Annotated in this window: 17 protein-coding genes and 1 tRNA gene; 7 read left to right on the top strand and 11 right to left on the bottom strand. The window is 59.2% G+C overall.

Annotation, left to right across the window (positions count from 1 at the left end):
* Positions 1–151 precede the first annotated feature (151 nt).
* Together ACR0C5_RS07700 and ACR0C5_RS07695 are read right to left on the bottom strand one after the other, a co-directional pair.
* Positions 152–227 (bottom strand) — tRNA-Val (locus ACR0C5_RS07700).
* Between the two features lie 62 nt (positions 228–289).
* Positions 290–1,543 (bottom strand): aminotransferase class V-fold PLP-dependent enzyme, encoded by a 1,254-nt coding sequence (locus tag ACR0C5_RS07695; RefSeq protein ID WP_480875738.1) that lies wholly within the window; start codon positions 1,541–1,543, stop codon positions 290–292.
* Between ACR0C5_RS07695 and modA the strand changes: the two genes are divergently transcribed.
* From modA to ACR0C5_RS07670, 5 genes are all read left to right on the top strand, one after another.
* Positions 1,542–2,519, top strand: coding sequence for a molybdate ABC transporter substrate-binding protein (gene modA / locus ACR0C5_RS07690; protein WP_480875735.1), 978 nt, complete (start codon positions 1,542–1,544; stop codon positions 2,517–2,519). The two genes, ACR0C5_RS07695 and modA, sit on opposite strands and share 2 nt — an antisense overlap.
* Before the next feature lie 3 nt (positions 2,520–2,522).
* A complete protein-coding gene (modB, locus tag ACR0C5_RS07685; protein ID WP_170789801.1) occupies positions 2,523–3,215 on the top strand; it encodes a molybdate ABC transporter permease subunit in 693 nt (230 codons plus the stop codon).
* Positions 3,212–4,309: a molybdenum ABC transporter ATP-binding protein gene (gene modC, locus ACR0C5_RS07680; RefSeq protein WP_170775787.1), complete on the top strand. Its 1,098-nt coding sequence runs from the start codon at positions 3,212–3,214 to the stop codon at positions 4,307–4,309. Before modB ends, modC begins: the two co-directional genes overlap by 4 nt.
* 126 nt (positions 4,310–4,435) lie before the next feature.
* Positions 4,436–4,849: a hypothetical protein gene (locus ACR0C5_RS07675; protein ID WP_170775789.1), complete on the top strand. Its 414-nt coding sequence runs from the start codon at positions 4,436–4,438 to the stop codon at positions 4,847–4,849.
* A gap of 31 nt (positions 4,850–4,880) precedes the next feature.
* Positions 4,881–5,288, top strand: coding sequence for a hypothetical protein (locus ACR0C5_RS07670; RefSeq protein ID WP_170775791.1), 408 nt, complete (start codon positions 4,881–4,883; stop codon positions 5,286–5,288).
* A 2-nt stretch (positions 5,289–5,290) separates the two neighbouring features.
* On the opposite strand, the gene hemF is transcribed toward ACR0C5_RS07670, so the two are convergent.
* The 4 genes from hemF to clpS are packed head-to-tail and all read right to left on the bottom strand — an operon-like array spanning position 5,291 to position 8,346.
* On the bottom strand, positions 5,291–6,175 hold the full coding sequence (gene hemF / locus ACR0C5_RS07665; RefSeq protein WP_480875731.1) for an oxygen-dependent coproporphyrinogen oxidase: 885 nt from the start codon (positions 6,173–6,175) through the stop codon (positions 5,291–5,293).
* 4 nt (positions 6,176–6,179) lie between these two features.
* Positions 6,180–6,977: an SDR family NAD(P)-dependent oxidoreductase gene (locus tag ACR0C5_RS07660; RefSeq protein WP_480875728.1), complete on the bottom strand. Its 798-nt coding sequence runs from the start codon at positions 6,975–6,977 to the stop codon at positions 6,180–6,182.
* A 37-nt stretch (positions 6,978–7,014) separates the two neighbouring features.
* Entirely contained in the window at positions 7,015–7,980 is a 966-nt protein-coding gene (locus ACR0C5_RS07655; RefSeq protein WP_480875726.1) for a class I SAM-dependent methyltransferase, read from the bottom strand.
* A gap of 24 nt (positions 7,981–8,004) precedes the next feature.
* On the bottom strand, positions 8,005–8,346 hold the full coding sequence (gene clpS / locus ACR0C5_RS07650; RefSeq protein WP_170789805.1) for an ATP-dependent Clp protease adapter ClpS: 342 nt from the start codon (positions 8,344–8,346) through the stop codon (positions 8,005–8,007).
* A gap of 94 nt (positions 8,347–8,440) precedes the next feature.
* Between clpS and ACR0C5_RS07645 the strand changes: the two genes are divergently transcribed.
* Positions 8,441–9,142: an HAD family hydrolase gene (locus ACR0C5_RS07645; protein ID WP_170789806.1), complete on the top strand. Its 702-nt coding sequence runs from the start codon at positions 8,441–8,443 to the stop codon at positions 9,140–9,142.
* Between the two features lie 281 nt (positions 9,143–9,423).
* The gene (locus ACR0C5_RS07640) at positions 9,424–10,803 is read left to right on the top strand and encodes a D-alanyl-D-alanine carboxypeptidase family protein (protein WP_170789807.1); all 1,380 of its coding nucleotides are present in this window, start codon (positions 9,424–9,426) and stop codon (positions 10,801–10,803) included.
* Between the two features lie 85 nt (positions 10,804–10,888).
* Here the strand turns inward: ACR0C5_RS07640 and ACR0C5_RS07635 are convergent, their stop codons facing one another.
* From ACR0C5_RS07635 to ACR0C5_RS07615, 5 genes are all read right to left on the bottom strand, one after another.
* Entirely contained in the window at positions 10,889–12,136 is a 1,248-nt protein-coding gene (locus ACR0C5_RS07635; RefSeq protein ID WP_480875721.1) for a hypothetical protein, read from the bottom strand.
* A 150-nt stretch (positions 12,137–12,286) separates the two neighbouring features.
* Entirely contained in the window at positions 12,287–13,048 is a 762-nt protein-coding gene (locus ACR0C5_RS07630) for a LamB/YcsF family protein (protein ID WP_480505840.1), read from the bottom strand.
* Between the two features lie 13 nt (positions 13,049–13,061).
* Positions 13,062–14,060 carry a 5-oxoprolinase subunit C family protein gene (locus tag ACR0C5_RS07625; protein ID WP_480875718.1) on the bottom strand — a complete coding sequence of 333 codons (999 nt, stop codon included), beginning with the start codon at positions 14,058–14,060 and terminating at the stop codon, positions 13,062–13,064.
* Positions 14,057–14,812 carry a 5-oxoprolinase subunit B family protein gene (locus tag ACR0C5_RS07620; RefSeq protein ID WP_170775810.1) on the bottom strand — a complete coding sequence of 252 codons (756 nt, stop codon included), beginning with the start codon at positions 14,810–14,812 and terminating at the stop codon, positions 14,057–14,059. The genes ACR0C5_RS07625 and ACR0C5_RS07620 overlap by 4 nt, the downstream gene beginning before the upstream one ends.
* Positions 14,813–15,036: 224 nt before the next feature.
* Positions 15,037–15,273, bottom strand: a 237-nt coding sequence (locus tag ACR0C5_RS07615) for a hypothetical protein (protein ID WP_480875715.1), incomplete at its 5' end; no start/stop codon positions are given.

Below are 15,273 nucleotides of genomic sequence, written 5' to 3'. Positions count from 1 at the left end.
TTTTCGGTAGGCCGTTTTATGATTGTTGCCATGGCCTATCTCTCCTGTGTTGGAGACAACTTTTCTATCTAAGCGCAGCGGACACAGTTTTTCGCGCTGCACAACAATAGGCACTAGTCGCGAAAGACCATGATACATTGTGGGGAAAGGATGGTGGGTGATGAGAGACTCGAACTCCCGACATCTTCGGTGTAAACGAAGCGCTCTACCAACTGAGCTAATCACCCGTGACGGTGCATGTAGCCAAGCCTGCGCGCGGGCGCAAGAGGGTTGGGCAGAAATTCTTTGATCAGTCCGTCATCTCGTTCAATGCGGCCAGCAGTTGGGCTACTTCCTGCTCGGTATTGTAGTGGCAAAGTGAAATACGGATGCAGTCGTTCAAGCCCAGCGGGGTCAGAACGTTGCCGCTGTAGTGATCGGCTTTGCGGATATGGGTGCGGATTCCCTGATCGTTCAGCCGGGTCACGACCTCGGCCGAGGGTTTCCCGTGCACCACGATAGACACCAACCCTTCGCGCGCGGGATTATCTGCGCCGCCCAGGACCATGATATGCTCCATATCTCGCAGGCCGGGCAGGTTGCCAGTGCCGTTGATCATGGTGTTTGTCAAATGAGTTTCATAGGCGTGGATGGCGCGGCCCGCGGCCTCGATCCTTGCTCGGCGGTCCGTGGCGTTCGAGACCTGCACGCCCAGCCAGTCGAAATAGGCCACGACATCGGACATGGTGGCGTAAGAGCCGGTGTCGCGGGTTCCGAACTCCCACCCGTCTGAGGGGGCGTCGATCAACTGGTCATGGGGTAGGGCGGTCAACCGGTCCGAGATCCAGGCAATGCCATAGCCGTGACGCGAGAACACTTTGTAGGGTGAAATCGCATAGCCGTCGACGTTGTAGCTGTCGATATCCAACTGCCCATGGGCTGCGTGCTGGATACCGTCGACAATGATGAAACAGTCAGGCGAGACGTCGCGGATGGCCTGCGCGATGGCGGCAACGTCCATACCCATACCGGTCACGGGCGACGCGTGAACGATCGTGGCCACACGGACGTCTGGGGTCATTGCGGCGCGGTAGGCATCGGCGGTGACCAGCCCCGTTTCGTCATCGTGCTGGACGTTGACATAATCCAGCCCCGCAATATCGGCCCAGCGTCGGGCGGCGCTGCGGCTAGCGGGATGCTCGATCGAGCTGCCGATCACTTTGCTGCCTTTGGGCGCGTTCACGCAGGCGGTGCGGATCATCCGAAACAGCAGTTCGGTCCCGCTTTCGCCTACAAAGAACTGACCCGAAGACGCATTCATGAACACCGACAAATCGGCCTTGGCTGTGTTGATGATATCGACCAGCGCATGGCTAGCCACGTTGTCGCGGCCCTGATTGTCGGGGATCGCGGCGAATTTGGCCGAGGTCTGTACCACCGAATTGAGCGTCAGCGCGCCGCCGGCGTTTTCAAAGAAGATGCGGGGCCCTTGAAACGGGCAGGTTTCAACATGGGCAAAGCGCGCGCGGATCGCATCAATCAGACCGGGAGTAGTGTGCAGCATGACGGTGGTCCTGTTCTGTGGCTCAGCGCAGCATCCTTCCAGCGGTCGGGCAGATCAATCCTCTTTGCGACACGGCACCGCCTTTTTTGTGCGTAATTTCGGGCGTCTGGACGGGGTCGAAGTGCATCGGTACTTGCGTGCGCCCTGTTGCCTCAGATATCCCCGAGGGGATGTTGATCTAACGGGCGGGCTGGGAATGATCCTGTCACATCTGCGCCGGGCGCTGGTCACGGTTTTCACTTTCTGCGTCCTGATGCTGACCCCGATGCGTGCGGGGGCCGACGGCGTTCTGGTCTTTGCTGCCGCCAGCCTGAAAAACGCGTTGGACGAAATCGCCATCCAGTACGAGGACGCGACCGGGCAAGAGGTCACGGTGTCCTACGCGGCCTCTTCGGTTCTAGCGCGCCAGATTCAGCAGGACGCTCCGGCAGACCTGTTCATCTCGGCGAATGCCGAGTGGATGGATGTGTTGCAGGAGGGCAGCCTGATTGCGCCCGGATCACGGGTTGATCTGCTGGGCAATAGGTTGGTTCTGATTGGTGGCCCAACGGTCCCAGGGCTGAACGGGTTCGCGGTCGAGACTGATCTGCTGGCGGCATTAGAAGACGGGCATCTGGCCATGGCGCTGGTCGATGCGGTGCCCGCCGGGATTTACGGCAAAGCGGCTCTGACCAATTTGGGCCTGTGGGACGATGTGCAGGGCAAGGTGGCGCAGACTGACAATGTGCGCGCGGCTCTGGCCCTTGTCGCGGCAGGTGCGGTGCCTTTGGGTGTCGTCTATCGGTCGGATGCTACGGTCGAGGACCGGGCCCGCGTCATGGCGACTTTTCCGGACGACTTGCATCCTCCTATCATCTATCCAGCCGCGTTGACCGCAAAAGCGGGATCAAAGGCCAAAGCTTTTCTGGATCACTTGCAATCCCCGACCGCGCAGGCGGTTTTCGAGAGGCAGGGATTTTCCCTGCCGGGCCAGTAACGCATGGGTTGGCTGGGACCAGATGAGCTTGAGGCGTTGCGACTGTCGCTGCGCGTTTCATTCTGGGCGACGCTGGTGACGCTGCCGTTTGGGATATTCGTGGCCTATGCGCTGGCACGTTGGCGGTTTCCGGGGCGGCAGGTATTGAACGGGCTGGTGCATCTACCCTTGATCTTGCCTCCGGTTGTCACCGGGTATTTGCTGTTGCTGACCTTTGGGCTGCATGGGCCGCTAGGACGCGTGCTGGCGGAGGTCGGCATCGTTTTCGCATTCCGTTGGACCGGCGCTGCGCTGGCCGCCGGCATCATGGCCTTTCCGCTGATGGTGCGCGCGATCCGTCTGTCGATCGAGGCGGTTGACCCAAAGCTGGAGCAGGCGGGGGCGACGCTTGGGGCCTCGCGCCTGATGGTCTTCGCAACCGTCACTCTGCCGATGATCCTGCCGGGCGTGATAGCGGGCGCTATTCTGGCTTTTGCCAAGGCGATGGGCGAATTTGGTGCCACGATCACTTTCGTCTCGAACATCCCTGGACAAACCCAGACGTTGCCGTCGGCAGTCTATGCCTTTCTCCAGGTGCCGGGCGGTGAGGCGGCGGCGACCCGACTGGTCGTGATCTCGATTATCATCGCCATGGGCGCGCTTTTGTTGTCGGAATTCATTGGCCGCCGAGTTGCGGCAAGGGTGGCCGGGTCATGAGCTTATCCGTCCGGTTGCAGCACGATCTGCCTCATATCAAGCTGGATCTCAGCTTTGATGCGCCTTCGGGTGTGACGGTTCTGTTCGGGAGGTCTGGTTCGGGTAAGACCACGGTTGTCAATGCCGTGGCGGGGTTGCTGAAGCCCGCCTCGGGCCGCGTGTCCGTGGACGGGTGGGAGTTGTTTGACACCGAACAGGGCTTGTGGCTGCCGCCGCATAAACGCCGCCTGGGCTATGTGTTTCAGGAAGGGCGCTTGTTCCCCCACCTGACCGTGCGCCAGAACCTGTCCTACGGGCGTTGGTTCGCACCCAAGGGCGCGCGGCGTGAAAACCCGGACAAAGTGATCGAGATGCTGGGTATCGGCCATCTGCTGGACCGCCGCCCTGCGGGTCTGTCGGGGGGTGAGAAACAGCGCGTGGCGATTGGCCGGGCCTTGCTGGCCAGCCCGCGCCTTATTCTGGCCGACGAGCCTCTGGCCGCTCTGGATGATGCGCGCAAGGGTGAGATTCTGCCCTATTTCGAACGGCTCAGGGATGAGGTCTCGGTCCCAATCCTCTACGTCACCCACTCTGCGGCTGAGGTCGCGCGGCTGGCAACGTCGGTCGTTGCTTTGCAGGACGGCAAGGCGGTGCGCCACGGACCAGCCTCCGAGGTTCTGGCCGACCCGTCGGTTGCGCCTGCGGGTATCCGGGCGGTTGGCGCGGTGTTGCAGGTTCGGGTGTCGAAGCACCATGTGGATGGCCTCACGGAATTGGATGCGGGCGGGGCCAGCCTGTTTCTGCCGCGTATTCCGCATCAAATTGGCGAGACCCTGCGTATCCGCATCCCAGCACAAGAGGTCATCCTGTCGAACAAACCGCCCGAGGGGCTTTCGGCCCTGAACGTGCTGTCTGGCACGGTCGACACGATCCGCGCAGGCGACGGGCCGGGCGCTATCGTGTCGCTGCAAACCACTGCCGGTCCGGTTCTGGCCCGCATCACGCGCCGTTCGGTCGATGCGCTGGGTCTGCAAACCGGGATGCAATGTTATGCGGTCATCAAGACAGTTGCGCTTGCCCCGCATGACGTGGGCGGACGGGTGAATCAAAGCTAACCTCTGGCTTTTGTTATCAATCGGGTAACGCAATCGTGGTCAAGCGTGCGCTTGTAACTAAATATTTCAATTCGTCTTATGGACCTAAGCCCAGTGGCATCAGGCCTTTAGGACGGAGGTATTTTCGTGAAAGCTATTCTGGCCGCGATTTTTCTGGTCGTCGTCGCAGGGTCCGCGACCGCGCAGTCAAACAGACCGGGGGTGGGGATTTTCCCCACGTTCCAAGTGATTGTCACGCCTGAGGAGGGTGGCGTCTACAGGGTGGAACCGGTCGGCATTTCGTCGGCCCCGGTCTATTGGTGTGGTATTGGGGACTACGCGGTTCAGACCTTGGGCAAGGCAAGAACTCAGCGTATCTACATCGCCGAAGCCTATGTGCCGGGTGCGCGCACCGTCAAATTCTCGTTCGATCCTCCGGCGGACATCGACACGACCCCTGGCTATTCGCTCACTGTTAACCGCGTGGGGGAAAACTTATCTGCGTCGCGGGCCGAAAACCTGTGCTATGATAGCGTTATTGATTTCCGAAGGAAGAAATAGCGCGGCCAATTCGGCCCGATTAAGGACGCAGATGACATCATGGAAAGCGGCGATTGTGGCAATCGCTATTGTAGTGCCGGGCCTGGCACAGGCTGTTGGGGTGGGGTTCAGGTTGAACCCGGCCATTCGGATCAATGTGGCAGACAAGGGCAATGGCGTTTACGAAGTCTCGACGCGGGGAACGTCGGCGCCGGTGGCCTATTGGTGTGGTATTGGCGATTATGCTATTCGGACGCTCAGAACCAAGGCGACCCAGCGCATCTATATCTACCGCGCCTACGAAAAACAGACCCGCACCGTGCAGTTCTCCCTAACGCCGCCGGAGGGCGCGGATACCAGCACGAGTTATTCCGTCACCGTCAAACGTGTGGGCGAAAATCTGTCGGCAGCCTCGGCGCAGGGGTATTGCTTTGACAATTTCCTGGAGTTTGGGTTCTGACCTCAAACCCACTTTGCCAAAGGTGGCAGGCTCATCAGCACAGCATCGGGATCGTGGCCGGTTTCCAGCCCGAACTTGGTGCCCCGATCATAGACTAGGTTGTATTCCGCATAGAGTCCGCGATGCACCAACTGGGTGTTTTTGTCTGCGTCATCAAACCCCTGCACCCGGCGCTTTTCAACAAGCGGTAGGAAGGCAGGCAAAAACGCGCGGCCGATATCCTGAGTCAACGCAAAGTCCGCCGTCCAGTCGCCGGTGCAATAGTCATCCATGAATATCCCGCCCACACCGCGTGCGCGTTTGCGGTGGGGGATATAGAAATACTCATCCGCCCACTCTTTGAGGCGCGGGTAATGTCCCGGCCCATGCGGGTCCAGATGCGCCTTTTGGACGGAGTGGAAATGGGCGGTGTCGTCTTCATATTCGATACACGGGTTCAGGTCCGACCCGCCGCCGAACCACCAGGCATGCGGGGTCCAGAACATTCGGGTATTCATGTGAACCGCCGGGACATGTGGGTTTTGCATATGCGCCACCAGCGAAATGCCCGAAGCCCAGAACCGCGGGTCCTCGGTCATGCCCGGAATGCCCTTGCGCGCTGCCATAGCGTGCTGCGCTCGCTCGCCCAGCGTGCCGTAAACGGTCGAGACGTTGACGCCCACTTTCTCGAACACACGACCGCCGCGCATGACCGACATCAATCCTCCGCCCGCGTCTGACCCATCATCCGAATGGCGCTTGGTTCCCTTGACCTCGAACCGGCCGGGTTGAGCTGCGGCAAAGGGGCCGGTGTCGTGGCTGTCTTCCAGCGCTTCAAACGCGACTACAATGTCGTCGCGCAGTTGGCGGAACCAGGCAGAGGCGGTGGATTTTTCGATCTCGAACATAAGCTTAGTGGGCCGGGGCTGCGACGGGGTCTAGCAGGGTGCGACCGCCGTCAATGGTAAGGATTTGTCCGGTGATGAACCCTGCCGCGTCCGAGGCCAGGAACTGCGCCGTCTCGGTCAATTCGGTCGGGGCGGCAATGCGTGCCAGCGGCGTGTGTTTCTCGATATCATCGCGGAAATCGCGGTTTTCCTTGAGCGTGGACTGCAACGAGGCGCTCATCACCGACCCCAACGCGATCGAGTTTACGCGGATGCGATGCGGGGCGAAGGCCACGGCCAACGATCGCGTCATCTGATCCAACGCGGCGGTCGAGACCGAATAGGCCATCAGGTCCGGGTGCGTACGGCGTGCGGCAATCGAGGAAAGGTTGATGATCGATCCGGCGGGCGCGTCGCCGTCACCGGCCTGTTTGATCATGCGCTTGGCCACAACCTGGCTGAGACGCAGAGCAGGCATCAGGTTCTGATTCAGCAAGGTTTTGACCGAGTCATCATCGGTATCCAGCGGGTCCGACGGGATCACCTGCCGTGAGCCATTGATCAGGATATCCACTTGGTCGAAGGCGTCTATCGTGGCCGAAAGTAGGTTTGCAATGGTCAGTTTTTCACGCAGATCGCCCGCGAAGAAGCGGATGTTGCTGTCATCGGCCTGTTCGCCCAGTTCCTCGGTCAGGCGCTTCTCGTCCATGTCAGCGAACATCACATTGGCGCCTGCATCCGCAAAATGCCGACCGATTGCCAGGCCAACGCCATTGGCGCCGCCGGTCACTATGGCGGTCTTGCCTGTTATGGAAAAGGACATGCGGAACCTCCCTGAGTTGCGCGCAGGTTAACCGGGATCATCGCCGAGGGCGAGAGGCGTGGAACACCTTGAACCGATTGTCTCCGGTCACTTCTTCGACACGCGCGAATGTGTCGTTCAGAGTTGTTTCGTAAGGCAGGTGGCGATTGGCCACCATCCACAGCTCTCCGTACTTCGCCAGATTGCGCGCAGCGGATTGAATAAAGCCCTGACCCAGCGCGGGGTCTGCGCTGCGCGAAGTGTGAAAGGGCGGGTTCATAACAACCGCGTCCAGCCCCTCGGGCGCACGCCACGTCACGGCGTCCGCCCAATGGAACGATACCTTTTCGTCGGTGACGTTTGTCTTGGCGCAGGTCAGGGCGATGTGGTCTGCCTCAACCAGATACAGACTGCGCAGCCCTTGTTTTTGCAGCAGGTTGGCGGACAGGAAGCCCCAGCCCGCGCCCAGATCAGCCACCCGCGCGCCTAGTTTAGCGGGCAATGCGTCCAGCAACAGCGCCGAGGCCGGGTCAACACCGTCCGCTGAGAAGACGCCGGGGGCAGTTTTAAACCCGTCCACCACTTGCGACTTGGGCGCAGCCCAATCGGCGAACGCCGCTGGAGCGGAGGTAAACCAGAATATCTTGCCATGCGCCTTGGAAATCGGCCCTTCGACTGGAACGCGTTTGCGAATGTCCTTCAGCAGGCTGTCCACCCCGTCGGTTTTGGCTCCGTCCACAACGACTACGCCCTTGGCGCGTAAACAGGCTTGTTGCACAAGACTGCGAGCCAGTGACTTGGCGCGGGGCAGAAAGATCACTGCGTCCTGACACGCCTCTCTGGCCTCGGGTGTGACGTCAAACCCCTGCGCTTCAAAATGGTCGTGGAATGGTTTGAACGGCTGCACCACCTGCGCGTCGCGCGGCATCGCGGACAGGTCGTGGGTTGGTGTCGGACCGATCACTGTCAGCGGCTGTGACAGCGCAAGGCCGCTGTTCAAGGCAAGATCAAGACGAGGGGACATCAGCGATTTACGGGAAGAGTAGGGTTACTCTTCGCGTTCCATGGTGCATTGCAGGGGGTGCTGGTGCCTGCGGGCGAAATCCATCACCTGACCCACTTTGGTCTCGGCAATCTCATGGCTGAAGACGCCAACGACGGCGACGCCTTTCTTGTGCACAGTCAGCATGATCTCGAACGCCTGCGCGTGGGTCATGCCGAAGAAACGTTCAAGCACATGGACCACGAACTCCATCGGGGTGTAGTCATCGTTCAGCAAAAGGACTTTGTACAGCGGCGGGCGTTTGGTCTTTGGGCGCGTCTCGACCAGGACAGACGAGTCACCCTCGTCATCCGATTTGTCAGACATTGTCCATTGGTTTTCAAACATTGCGCGCACCTATACCGATTCAGGCTTCGGTTTATCTGAGCGGTTATATAACGTCCAAGGGGCCAGAGAAAAGAGCCAGCAGGACGCAAATGCAATGGAAAACAAGCTGACCATCGTCGGGTTCGATGCAGATGACACGCTGTGGCACAATGAGCGTTTCTTTCAACTGACACAGGCGCATTTTGCCGATCTGCTTGCAGATCACGCCGAGCGGGATCACCTGATGGACCGTCTTCTGGCCGCAGAAAAGCGCAATATCCGCCATTATGGTTATGGAATCAAAGGCTTCACCCTGTCGATGATCGAGACAGCGATTGAGGTGACGGAAGACCGTGTGCCTGCCTTGGTCATTCGCCAATTGATCGAAGCCGGGCAAGAGATGTTGGCCCACCCCATCGAATTGCTGCCCCATGCTCGCGAAGCGATTGAGGCCGTCGCGACGACTCACAAGGTTGTTTTGATCACCAAAGGTGACCTGATCGACCAAGAGCGCAAGCTGGCCCAATCAGGTTTGGGCGAGTTGTTCGATGAGGTCGAGATCGTGTCGGAAAAGACCGCAGCGACATACACTGAGATTTTCGCGCGTCACGGGGATGGGCCGGAACATGCGATGATGGTTGGCAATTCGATGCGGTCCGATGTGGTCGCCCCGATTCAGGCTGGGTGTTGGGGCGTCTATGTACCCCACGGGCTGATATGGGAGATCGAAGAAGCCGAGGTCCCATCCACCTCACAGCGCTACAAAGAGCTGCGGGATCTTGGGGAGTTGTCGGGGTTCATCAACACGTTTTCCTGATGTTGCCGAATGGCCCCAGTTACAAAAAAATGATGCCAAGGGGCGTGGAGGCGCTGCGTCAGGCGCTGATCTAGTGGGTGCGCGGTGGTTCTATTCTACATATTGTGGTGCGACACGCCTTGAAACAAACGACGATTTAGCCAGCTTTCGGTTTCTTTCGCGCGACCTCTGTGTTACGCTGGTGGGCAATAAAATAAATGATTTGCTGACCGGGAAAACCCGGCGGCCCGAGGTAGACAGAGGCAAAGATCGTGCAGGTTCGGCGGACAGTTCCGGCCCGAATGGGCTTATTTCTTATAGCATTCGTATGGCTGCTTTCCTTGGTGCCGGTGCAATCGGTTGCCGCGCCTTACGCAGCGATGGTGATTGACGCACGTACGGGCGAGGTGCTGCATTCGCGCAATGCTGACACTCGGCTGCACCCTGCGTCACTGACCAAGATGATGACGCTCTATATAGCTTTCGAGGCCGTTCGGAATGGCGAGATCGAGCTGGACACGCAAGTTCGCATCACCAAGGCCGCGGCGGCGGAACCTCCGTCCAAGTTGGGTTTGCGCTCGGGGCAGCGGATTGCGTTCCGGTATCTGATCCGCGCAGCGGCGGTGAAGTCTGCCAATGACGCGGCGACGGCCATCGGGATCGCCATCAGCGGGTCCGAAGCAGCATTTGCCCGCCGCATGACCCGCACCGCCAAAGCAATGGGTATGAGCCGCACGACCTTCAAGAACGCCCATGGCCTGACCGAGTCGGGCCACCTGTCCACGGCGCGAGACATGACCACTCTGGGGCGGCATCTGCTGTATGATTACCCGCAATATTACAACCTGTTCTCGCGTCGTTCGACCGATGCCGGGATCAAGACGGTGCCCAATACGAACCGCCGCCTTTTGGCCGCCTATAAAGGCGCGGACGGGATCAAGACCGGCTACACGCGGGCTGCGGGTTTCAACCTTGTGGCCTCGGCCAAGCGCAAGGATGAACGGATCATCGCTACCGTCTTTGGCGGCAAATCGGGTGCATCGCGCAATGCCAAAGTGGCAGAATTGCTGGATATGGGCTTCCGCCGCGCTCCGTCGCGCGCGCCCATTCGCAAGCCTTCGCGTCCGGCTTATGCGGGCAATGCAGGGCTGAATGTGCAGGTTGCGCGACTGGTCGGTGCCCCGACCACCAGCCTGCGTCCGGTTTTGCGCCCAAGCGCGGCGACCGTGCAGTTGGCCGGGGCCGTCGCGGCCACTGCTGCGCAGCATGATACACGCATCCAGAATGGGATCGCCGCAGCCATCGCGCAGGCGGATGTGCAGGCTCCAACGGGGGACACACCGCGCCCCGCAGCGCGCCCGGATAGCTTGGTTCTGGCCTCGACCGACCCGAATGTGCAGCCAGAACCCGAGCCCGAAATCGTCACCCGTCTGTCGACGTCGGGTGGACATTTGTGGGGTGTGAATGTGGGTCGCTACACAACGCGATACGAGGCCGAGAAGGTGCTGTTGAAAACCGCTCTGGCGGAAATGACCACTCTGGAAGGCACGTTGCGCAAAGTGAACCAAAGCGCGCGCGGCTTCGATGCGACGTTTCAGGGCATGACCCGCGAACAGGCCGATCTGGCGTGCCGCAGGCTGCAGGCCCGCAACGTCACCTGTTTCATGATCGGGCCGTCATAAGACCCGACATTCTCTCTCCTGGTTGGATTTGGCTGCGAGGAAACTCGCAGCCTTTTTTTGGCGCTTTATACAGGACATCAGCGCTTCAGTCGAACACATGGCCGTGCTGATATTGCTCATCCTGCCCGGCCGCGGCGGTCAGCGCGGCGACATTATCCTTGGTGAAAAAGCCATCATATTTGTGGCAACGTTCGATATATTCGGTGATCAGCAGCGTGTTTTTCGAGTGTTTCGAGAAGATCTGCTTAAGGTTCGGATCATCCTTACATTCACCCACCACATGGGCCAGAAATGGCACGCCCTTATCCTTGAGCGTATTCACCACGAAATCCACGTTCTTTTCACCCGCGCCGTGATCGCCATCCTGAACTTCGACCGCCATGTGATGCAGGCGACGGCCGAAATTGCGGACAAAATCCTCGGTCGGCATCGGCAGCTTGGCGAAGGAATTCACGAAGGACGGCGTGTTGTTGGCGGTGAACACTTTGGCAGGCGATTTCTTGTCGTCATCTACGTTTGGGTTTCGGTTCACATTGGTGGACGAATTCATCTCAGAGATGTTGTACGCCCCCCAGAAATAGTAGGGCACCATGGTCAGAAATTCGAGGATCGCGTCCTCACGCTCGCCGGCCAGAACCCGCGTGGCGAGGTGGTCAATGCCCAGCATCAGCGGTGCAATCTTGCTGTCCGCACCAAATGCGGCGGCCTGATCCAGACGGGCTGTTTCGTCGTCGCTCAGCAAAACCCGGTCGCCTAGGCCCAGGCTGTCGGTGTCGTTGAAATCCAGCGTCGAATAGCCCACCCGGTTGCAGGTGAAATCCGACGGGGTTGTGAAGCGCAGGCCATCCAGCGTGTAGAACGGGTTTTCGGTGTCCCCAGAATATTCGAATCGAATATTCTGATCCTGCAGCGTTTGGGTCAGCGCAGTCAGGTCGGAAGCGGCAAAAACCTCTCCGACATAGCGGGTCTGCGGGGTCTTCCGCGCCAGCGGATACATACGGTTGATGCGGGGGATAAAGTCTTCGAACGATGGATTGAGTGGCGCCATCAAAACCAGCGCCGGATAGTCGGGATGCGAGTGCAGGACCGAGAATTTATGTGTGTGCCCCAGATAGCTGGCCGTGTGGCGATAGGGCGTCATCACGTAGAGCTCGACCAGAGTGTCAAACAGCGCATCAGTTTCCACCTGTATCACGATTGCCTTCATCGCCCCGACCAGATCGGCAACGCCCGAGCTGGTGCGGCGTTCGTAGATTTTGGGCAGATATTCGGTGAAAAAATCCGAGTTTTTCTTGTCGCCGCGCGGTTGGTAAGACATCAGGTTGAAAGACATTAAGCTATCTCCTTGCTCCTGCGCCTTACAGGCGGCGCAGGGTGTTGCCGGGATTGTGGTATTCAGAACATGGACTTGTGGTCATGCTAGGGGCTGAAACTGACCCCGGCAACACCAAGGGTGTAGCCGCTTCGTCTTAAGCCAATCTGATCAGCGGATGAACTTCGTCACCTCGACCCCGCCTGCAATCAGGTTTTCGCGCACCGAGGCTGCGATTTGCACTGCCGTTGGGCCATCTCCGTGCAGGCAGATGGTGTCGATCGAAGTTTCTAGCCGTTTGCCGGATTCAGTGATGATGGCTCCTTCGCGCACCATGTTCAGGATGCGTGGCCCGGCAAGTTCTGGGTCGTGAATAACCGCTCCGGGCAGGCTGCGATCCACCAGCGTTCCGTCGTCATTATAGGCGCGGTCGGCAAAAATCTCTCCGACCCATTTGCAGCCAAGGTCGCGTACAGCTTCTTCCTGTTTGGTGACGGCCAGCACCATGATGATGATATCGGGGTCCACGTCCAACGCACCCTGATAGCAGGCGCGCGCCATATCCACATCAACCGAGCACATATTGGCCAACGCGCCGTGCAATTTCAGATGCCGGACTTTGGTACCAACCGCCTGCGCCATACCCAACGCGGCCCCCAGTTGATAGCGCACCAGATTGCGCAAGGACGCATGTGGTATTTTCATGTTGCGGCGACCAAAGCCCTGTAGATCGGGAAAGCCGGGATGCGCACCAATCCCAACGCCGTTTTCAGCCGCCAGAGTCATCGTCTGCGCCATCACGTCCCAGTCGCCGGCATGAAAGCCGCAGGCGATATTGGCCGAAGTGATGATCTTCAGCAGGCTGTCATCATCGCCCATCTTCCAGGGGCCAAAGCTTTCCCCCATATCCGCATTCAGATCGACGCTGGGCATCGGCAATTCTCCTTTATTCGGCGGCTGAGATCACTCCGCCGATTAACTGGTAAGACAGAAGGTCCGGGATGTCGCGTGGATCGCGAATCATCGGCTCAACACGGCCGGGTAGCCGCTCCAGATCGGCCAAATAGGCGGCGTGCAGGGTGATAGCCTCTTCCAGAGACACAAACTCGAACCGTATCTCTCCCCCAGCCGGGGTTTGCGCCGCGCGGGCGATGTCGCAGGGCAGCACGGTTGCGATGCGGGGATAGCCGCCCGTTGTCTGACATTCGGGGAGCAGGATGAAAGGATTGCCCGTGCCGGTCATCTGAATGTCTCCGGGAGTGATAACCTCGGACAGGATATTGAGCTGCCCATTGGCGGCAAAGCCCTCGCCCGCGCTTTCAAGCTGCATCCCCATCCGGTTCGCTCGCGCGCCCCGCTGGAAACTGGTCAGCGCGAACCGATCCAGCGTGTCCTGATCGAACAGAGAAGTCTGGAAGCTGGCCAAAACGCGAAGACGCCCCCCGGAAAACCTATCATCGGGCCGCAGCTTCATACCCGCTCGTCCAGCCCCGCCTTTGGCAGGCAACTGATCACCGGCCTGAACGGCCCGCCCGACTTTGGCGGTCAGATGGGCCGCGCGAGACCCCAGAAACAGAGGCGTATCAATCCCGCCGCTCAGGTGGAGGTAGCCATACATGCCTTGCGTGGCCGCCCCAATGGACAGACGTTGACCTGGCTCCAACCTGTGCGAGGCGTTCCACATGGCTGGACTGCCATCAATGCTGGCCTGCATCGGTGCACCGGTCAGGGCGATATCAGTGCCCAGAGTAGCTTCGAATTCGCCACCCATTCCAGCCATTTCCAACGCAGCCAAGTCCCGGCTTTGCGCCAACAGCGCTGCGCCTTCGTGAAGGGCGGTGATATCCGCAGCCCCCGAACGCGACAGGCCCTGATCCAGATATCCGGTGCGGCCTTGATCCTGAATGGTGCAGGCGGGACCGATGCGCAGAACTGACAGGCTCATCCTTCGATCTCCTGACACGTCGCGCCGCCCATCCCGTCTCCATTGTCTGCGCGGATGGCGTTCAACTCATCGGCAGATATGGGAACGAATTGCATCTCGTCACCGGGTCTTAGGGCAAAGCTGTCGGGCGCATCTGGACGGAAGCATCGGAACGCCGTTTGCCCCACATGCCGCCAGCCCGTGGGTGTAGGCCCCGAAAACAGAACGAATTGCGATATGGCCAGAACCAGGGCACCTTCAGGCACCATAGGGGTCAGATCCTTGAGGCGCGGAATGTTGAATTCCGGCCCAAGCGGCCCGAGGTAAGGTTGCCCAGGGGCAAAACCAATGGTCAGTACCCGCACCCGCGTGGCACTGAGGCGCTGCACAGCCTCGGCCGGTTCCAGACCAGCGGCCTGGGCGGCGTCATCCAATTGCGGCGCAAGCTCACCACCATAAACAGTAGGGACGGTCCAAAGCCTGCGACCCGCAGGCATCGCCGCTTTGTACCAGTCCTGTTGTGCTAACAGGTGTGTCAACCGGTCCTTGATGTCAGAATGCGGCAGCACGGCCGGATCAAAACGAACATAGGCCGACGCCAATGAGGCTGATGTCTCAAGAACGCCGGCCCAGTTTAACGCATCGATTGCCCCCCGAAATGCCAATGCCGCCCTGTTGGAAGGTTCAGCCATGGTATCTGCAAATGAGATCAGCAGCCCGTCGAGGCCAACGGTGCGAATACAGGGAAAAGTGTCAGCGTATTTAGAGGTCATTTCATGATGCGCGCTTATCCTGACTGCGACCTGACCCCATTAGGTCAGATTGCGCAAGGTTAAGCTGGGGCTGTTCTGTTGAAATTGGTTTTTTTGGCGCGGTCCACTTGGTTTTGGGTGGGCGGATTCCGAGTCGAATCCACCCTTCGACTCGGGGGTTATTGTGGCCAAACAGGTATCATCCACTATATATAGATTGGATTGGAGGTTCGCCGTTTGCGTACTTAGGTGATTGCGATGGGTGGACGCAGGTTTCCGTCATCGAAGTGCAGCCTAAGTTCTTGTGATATATAAAAGAAAAAGAGTTTTGCAAAAAAATTTCGCTTTTTGTCATTTTGCTGTTGCAGAGGCCATCGGTAAACCTTAGAACCCCCTTCACCGGCGCTGCTGAGGCGGTGCTGGGGCGCTGGAGACGGTGCTGACGGACTGGAAAGACGGTTGAGACGCTCAGGATAGACTGG

This window comes from Ruegeria sp. N8, assembly GCF_056531325.1.
The sequence above is the reverse complement of the archived record's forward strand: the minus strand, read 5'-3'. Positions and strand labels throughout refer to the sequence as shown.

Excerpts from the sequence above, each read along its gene's own strand:
- ACR0C5_RS07695 (WP_480875738.1), bottom strand. The coding sequence starts at position 1,543 with ATGCTGCACACTACTCCCGGTCTGATTGATGCGATCCGCGCGCGCTTT.
- ACR0C5_RS07635 (WP_480875721.1), bottom strand. The coding sequence starts at position 12,136 with ATGTCTTTCAACCTGATGTCTTACCAACCGCGCGGCGACAAGAAAAAC.
- ACR0C5_RS07670 (WP_170775791.1), top strand. The coding sequence starts at position 4,881 with ATGACATCATGGAAAGCGGCGATTGTGGCAATCGCTATTGTAGTGCCG.
- modC (WP_170775787.1), top strand. The coding sequence starts at position 3,212 with ATGAGCTTATCCGTCCGGTTGCAGCACGATCTGCCTCATATCAAGCTG.
- ACR0C5_RS07660 (WP_480875728.1), bottom strand. The coding sequence starts at position 6,977 with ATGTCCTTTTCCATAACAGGCAAGACCGCCATAGTGACCGGCGGCGCC.
- hemF (WP_480875731.1), bottom strand. The coding sequence starts at position 6,175 with ATGTTCGAGATCGAAAAATCCACCGCCTCTGCCTGGTTCCGCCAACTG.
- ACR0C5_RS07630 (WP_480505840.1), bottom strand. The coding sequence starts at position 13,048 with ATGCCCAGCGTCGATCTGAATGCGGATATGGGGGAAAGCTTTGGCCCC.
- modA (WP_480875735.1), top strand. The coding sequence starts at position 1,542 with ATGACGGTGGTCCTGTTCTGTGGCTCAGCGCAGCATCCTTCCAGCGGT.
- ACR0C5_RS07640 (WP_170789807.1), top strand. The coding sequence starts at position 9,424 with ATGGGCTTATTTCTTATAGCATTCGTATGGCTGCTTTCCTTGGTGCCG.
- ACR0C5_RS07645 (WP_170789806.1), top strand. The coding sequence starts at position 8,441 with ATGGAAAACAAGCTGACCATCGTCGGGTTCGATGCAGATGACACGCTG.
- clpS (WP_170789805.1), bottom strand. The coding sequence starts at position 8,346 with ATGTTTGAAAACCAATGGACAATGTCTGACAAATCGGATGACGAGGGT.
- ACR0C5_RS07655 (WP_480875726.1), bottom strand. The coding sequence starts at position 7,980 with ATGTCCCCTCGTCTTGATCTTGCCTTGAACAGCGGCCTTGCGCTGTCA.
- modB (WP_170789801.1), top strand. The coding sequence starts at position 2,523 with ATGGGTTGGCTGGGACCAGATGAGCTTGAGGCGTTGCGACTGTCGCTG.
- ACR0C5_RS07625 (WP_480875718.1), bottom strand. The coding sequence starts at position 14,060 with ATGAGCCTGTCAGTTCTGCGCATCGGTCCCGCCTGCACCATTCAGGAT.
- ACR0C5_RS07620 (WP_170775810.1), bottom strand. The coding sequence starts at position 14,812 with ATGACCTCTAAATACGCTGACACTTTTCCCTGTATTCGCACCGTTGGC.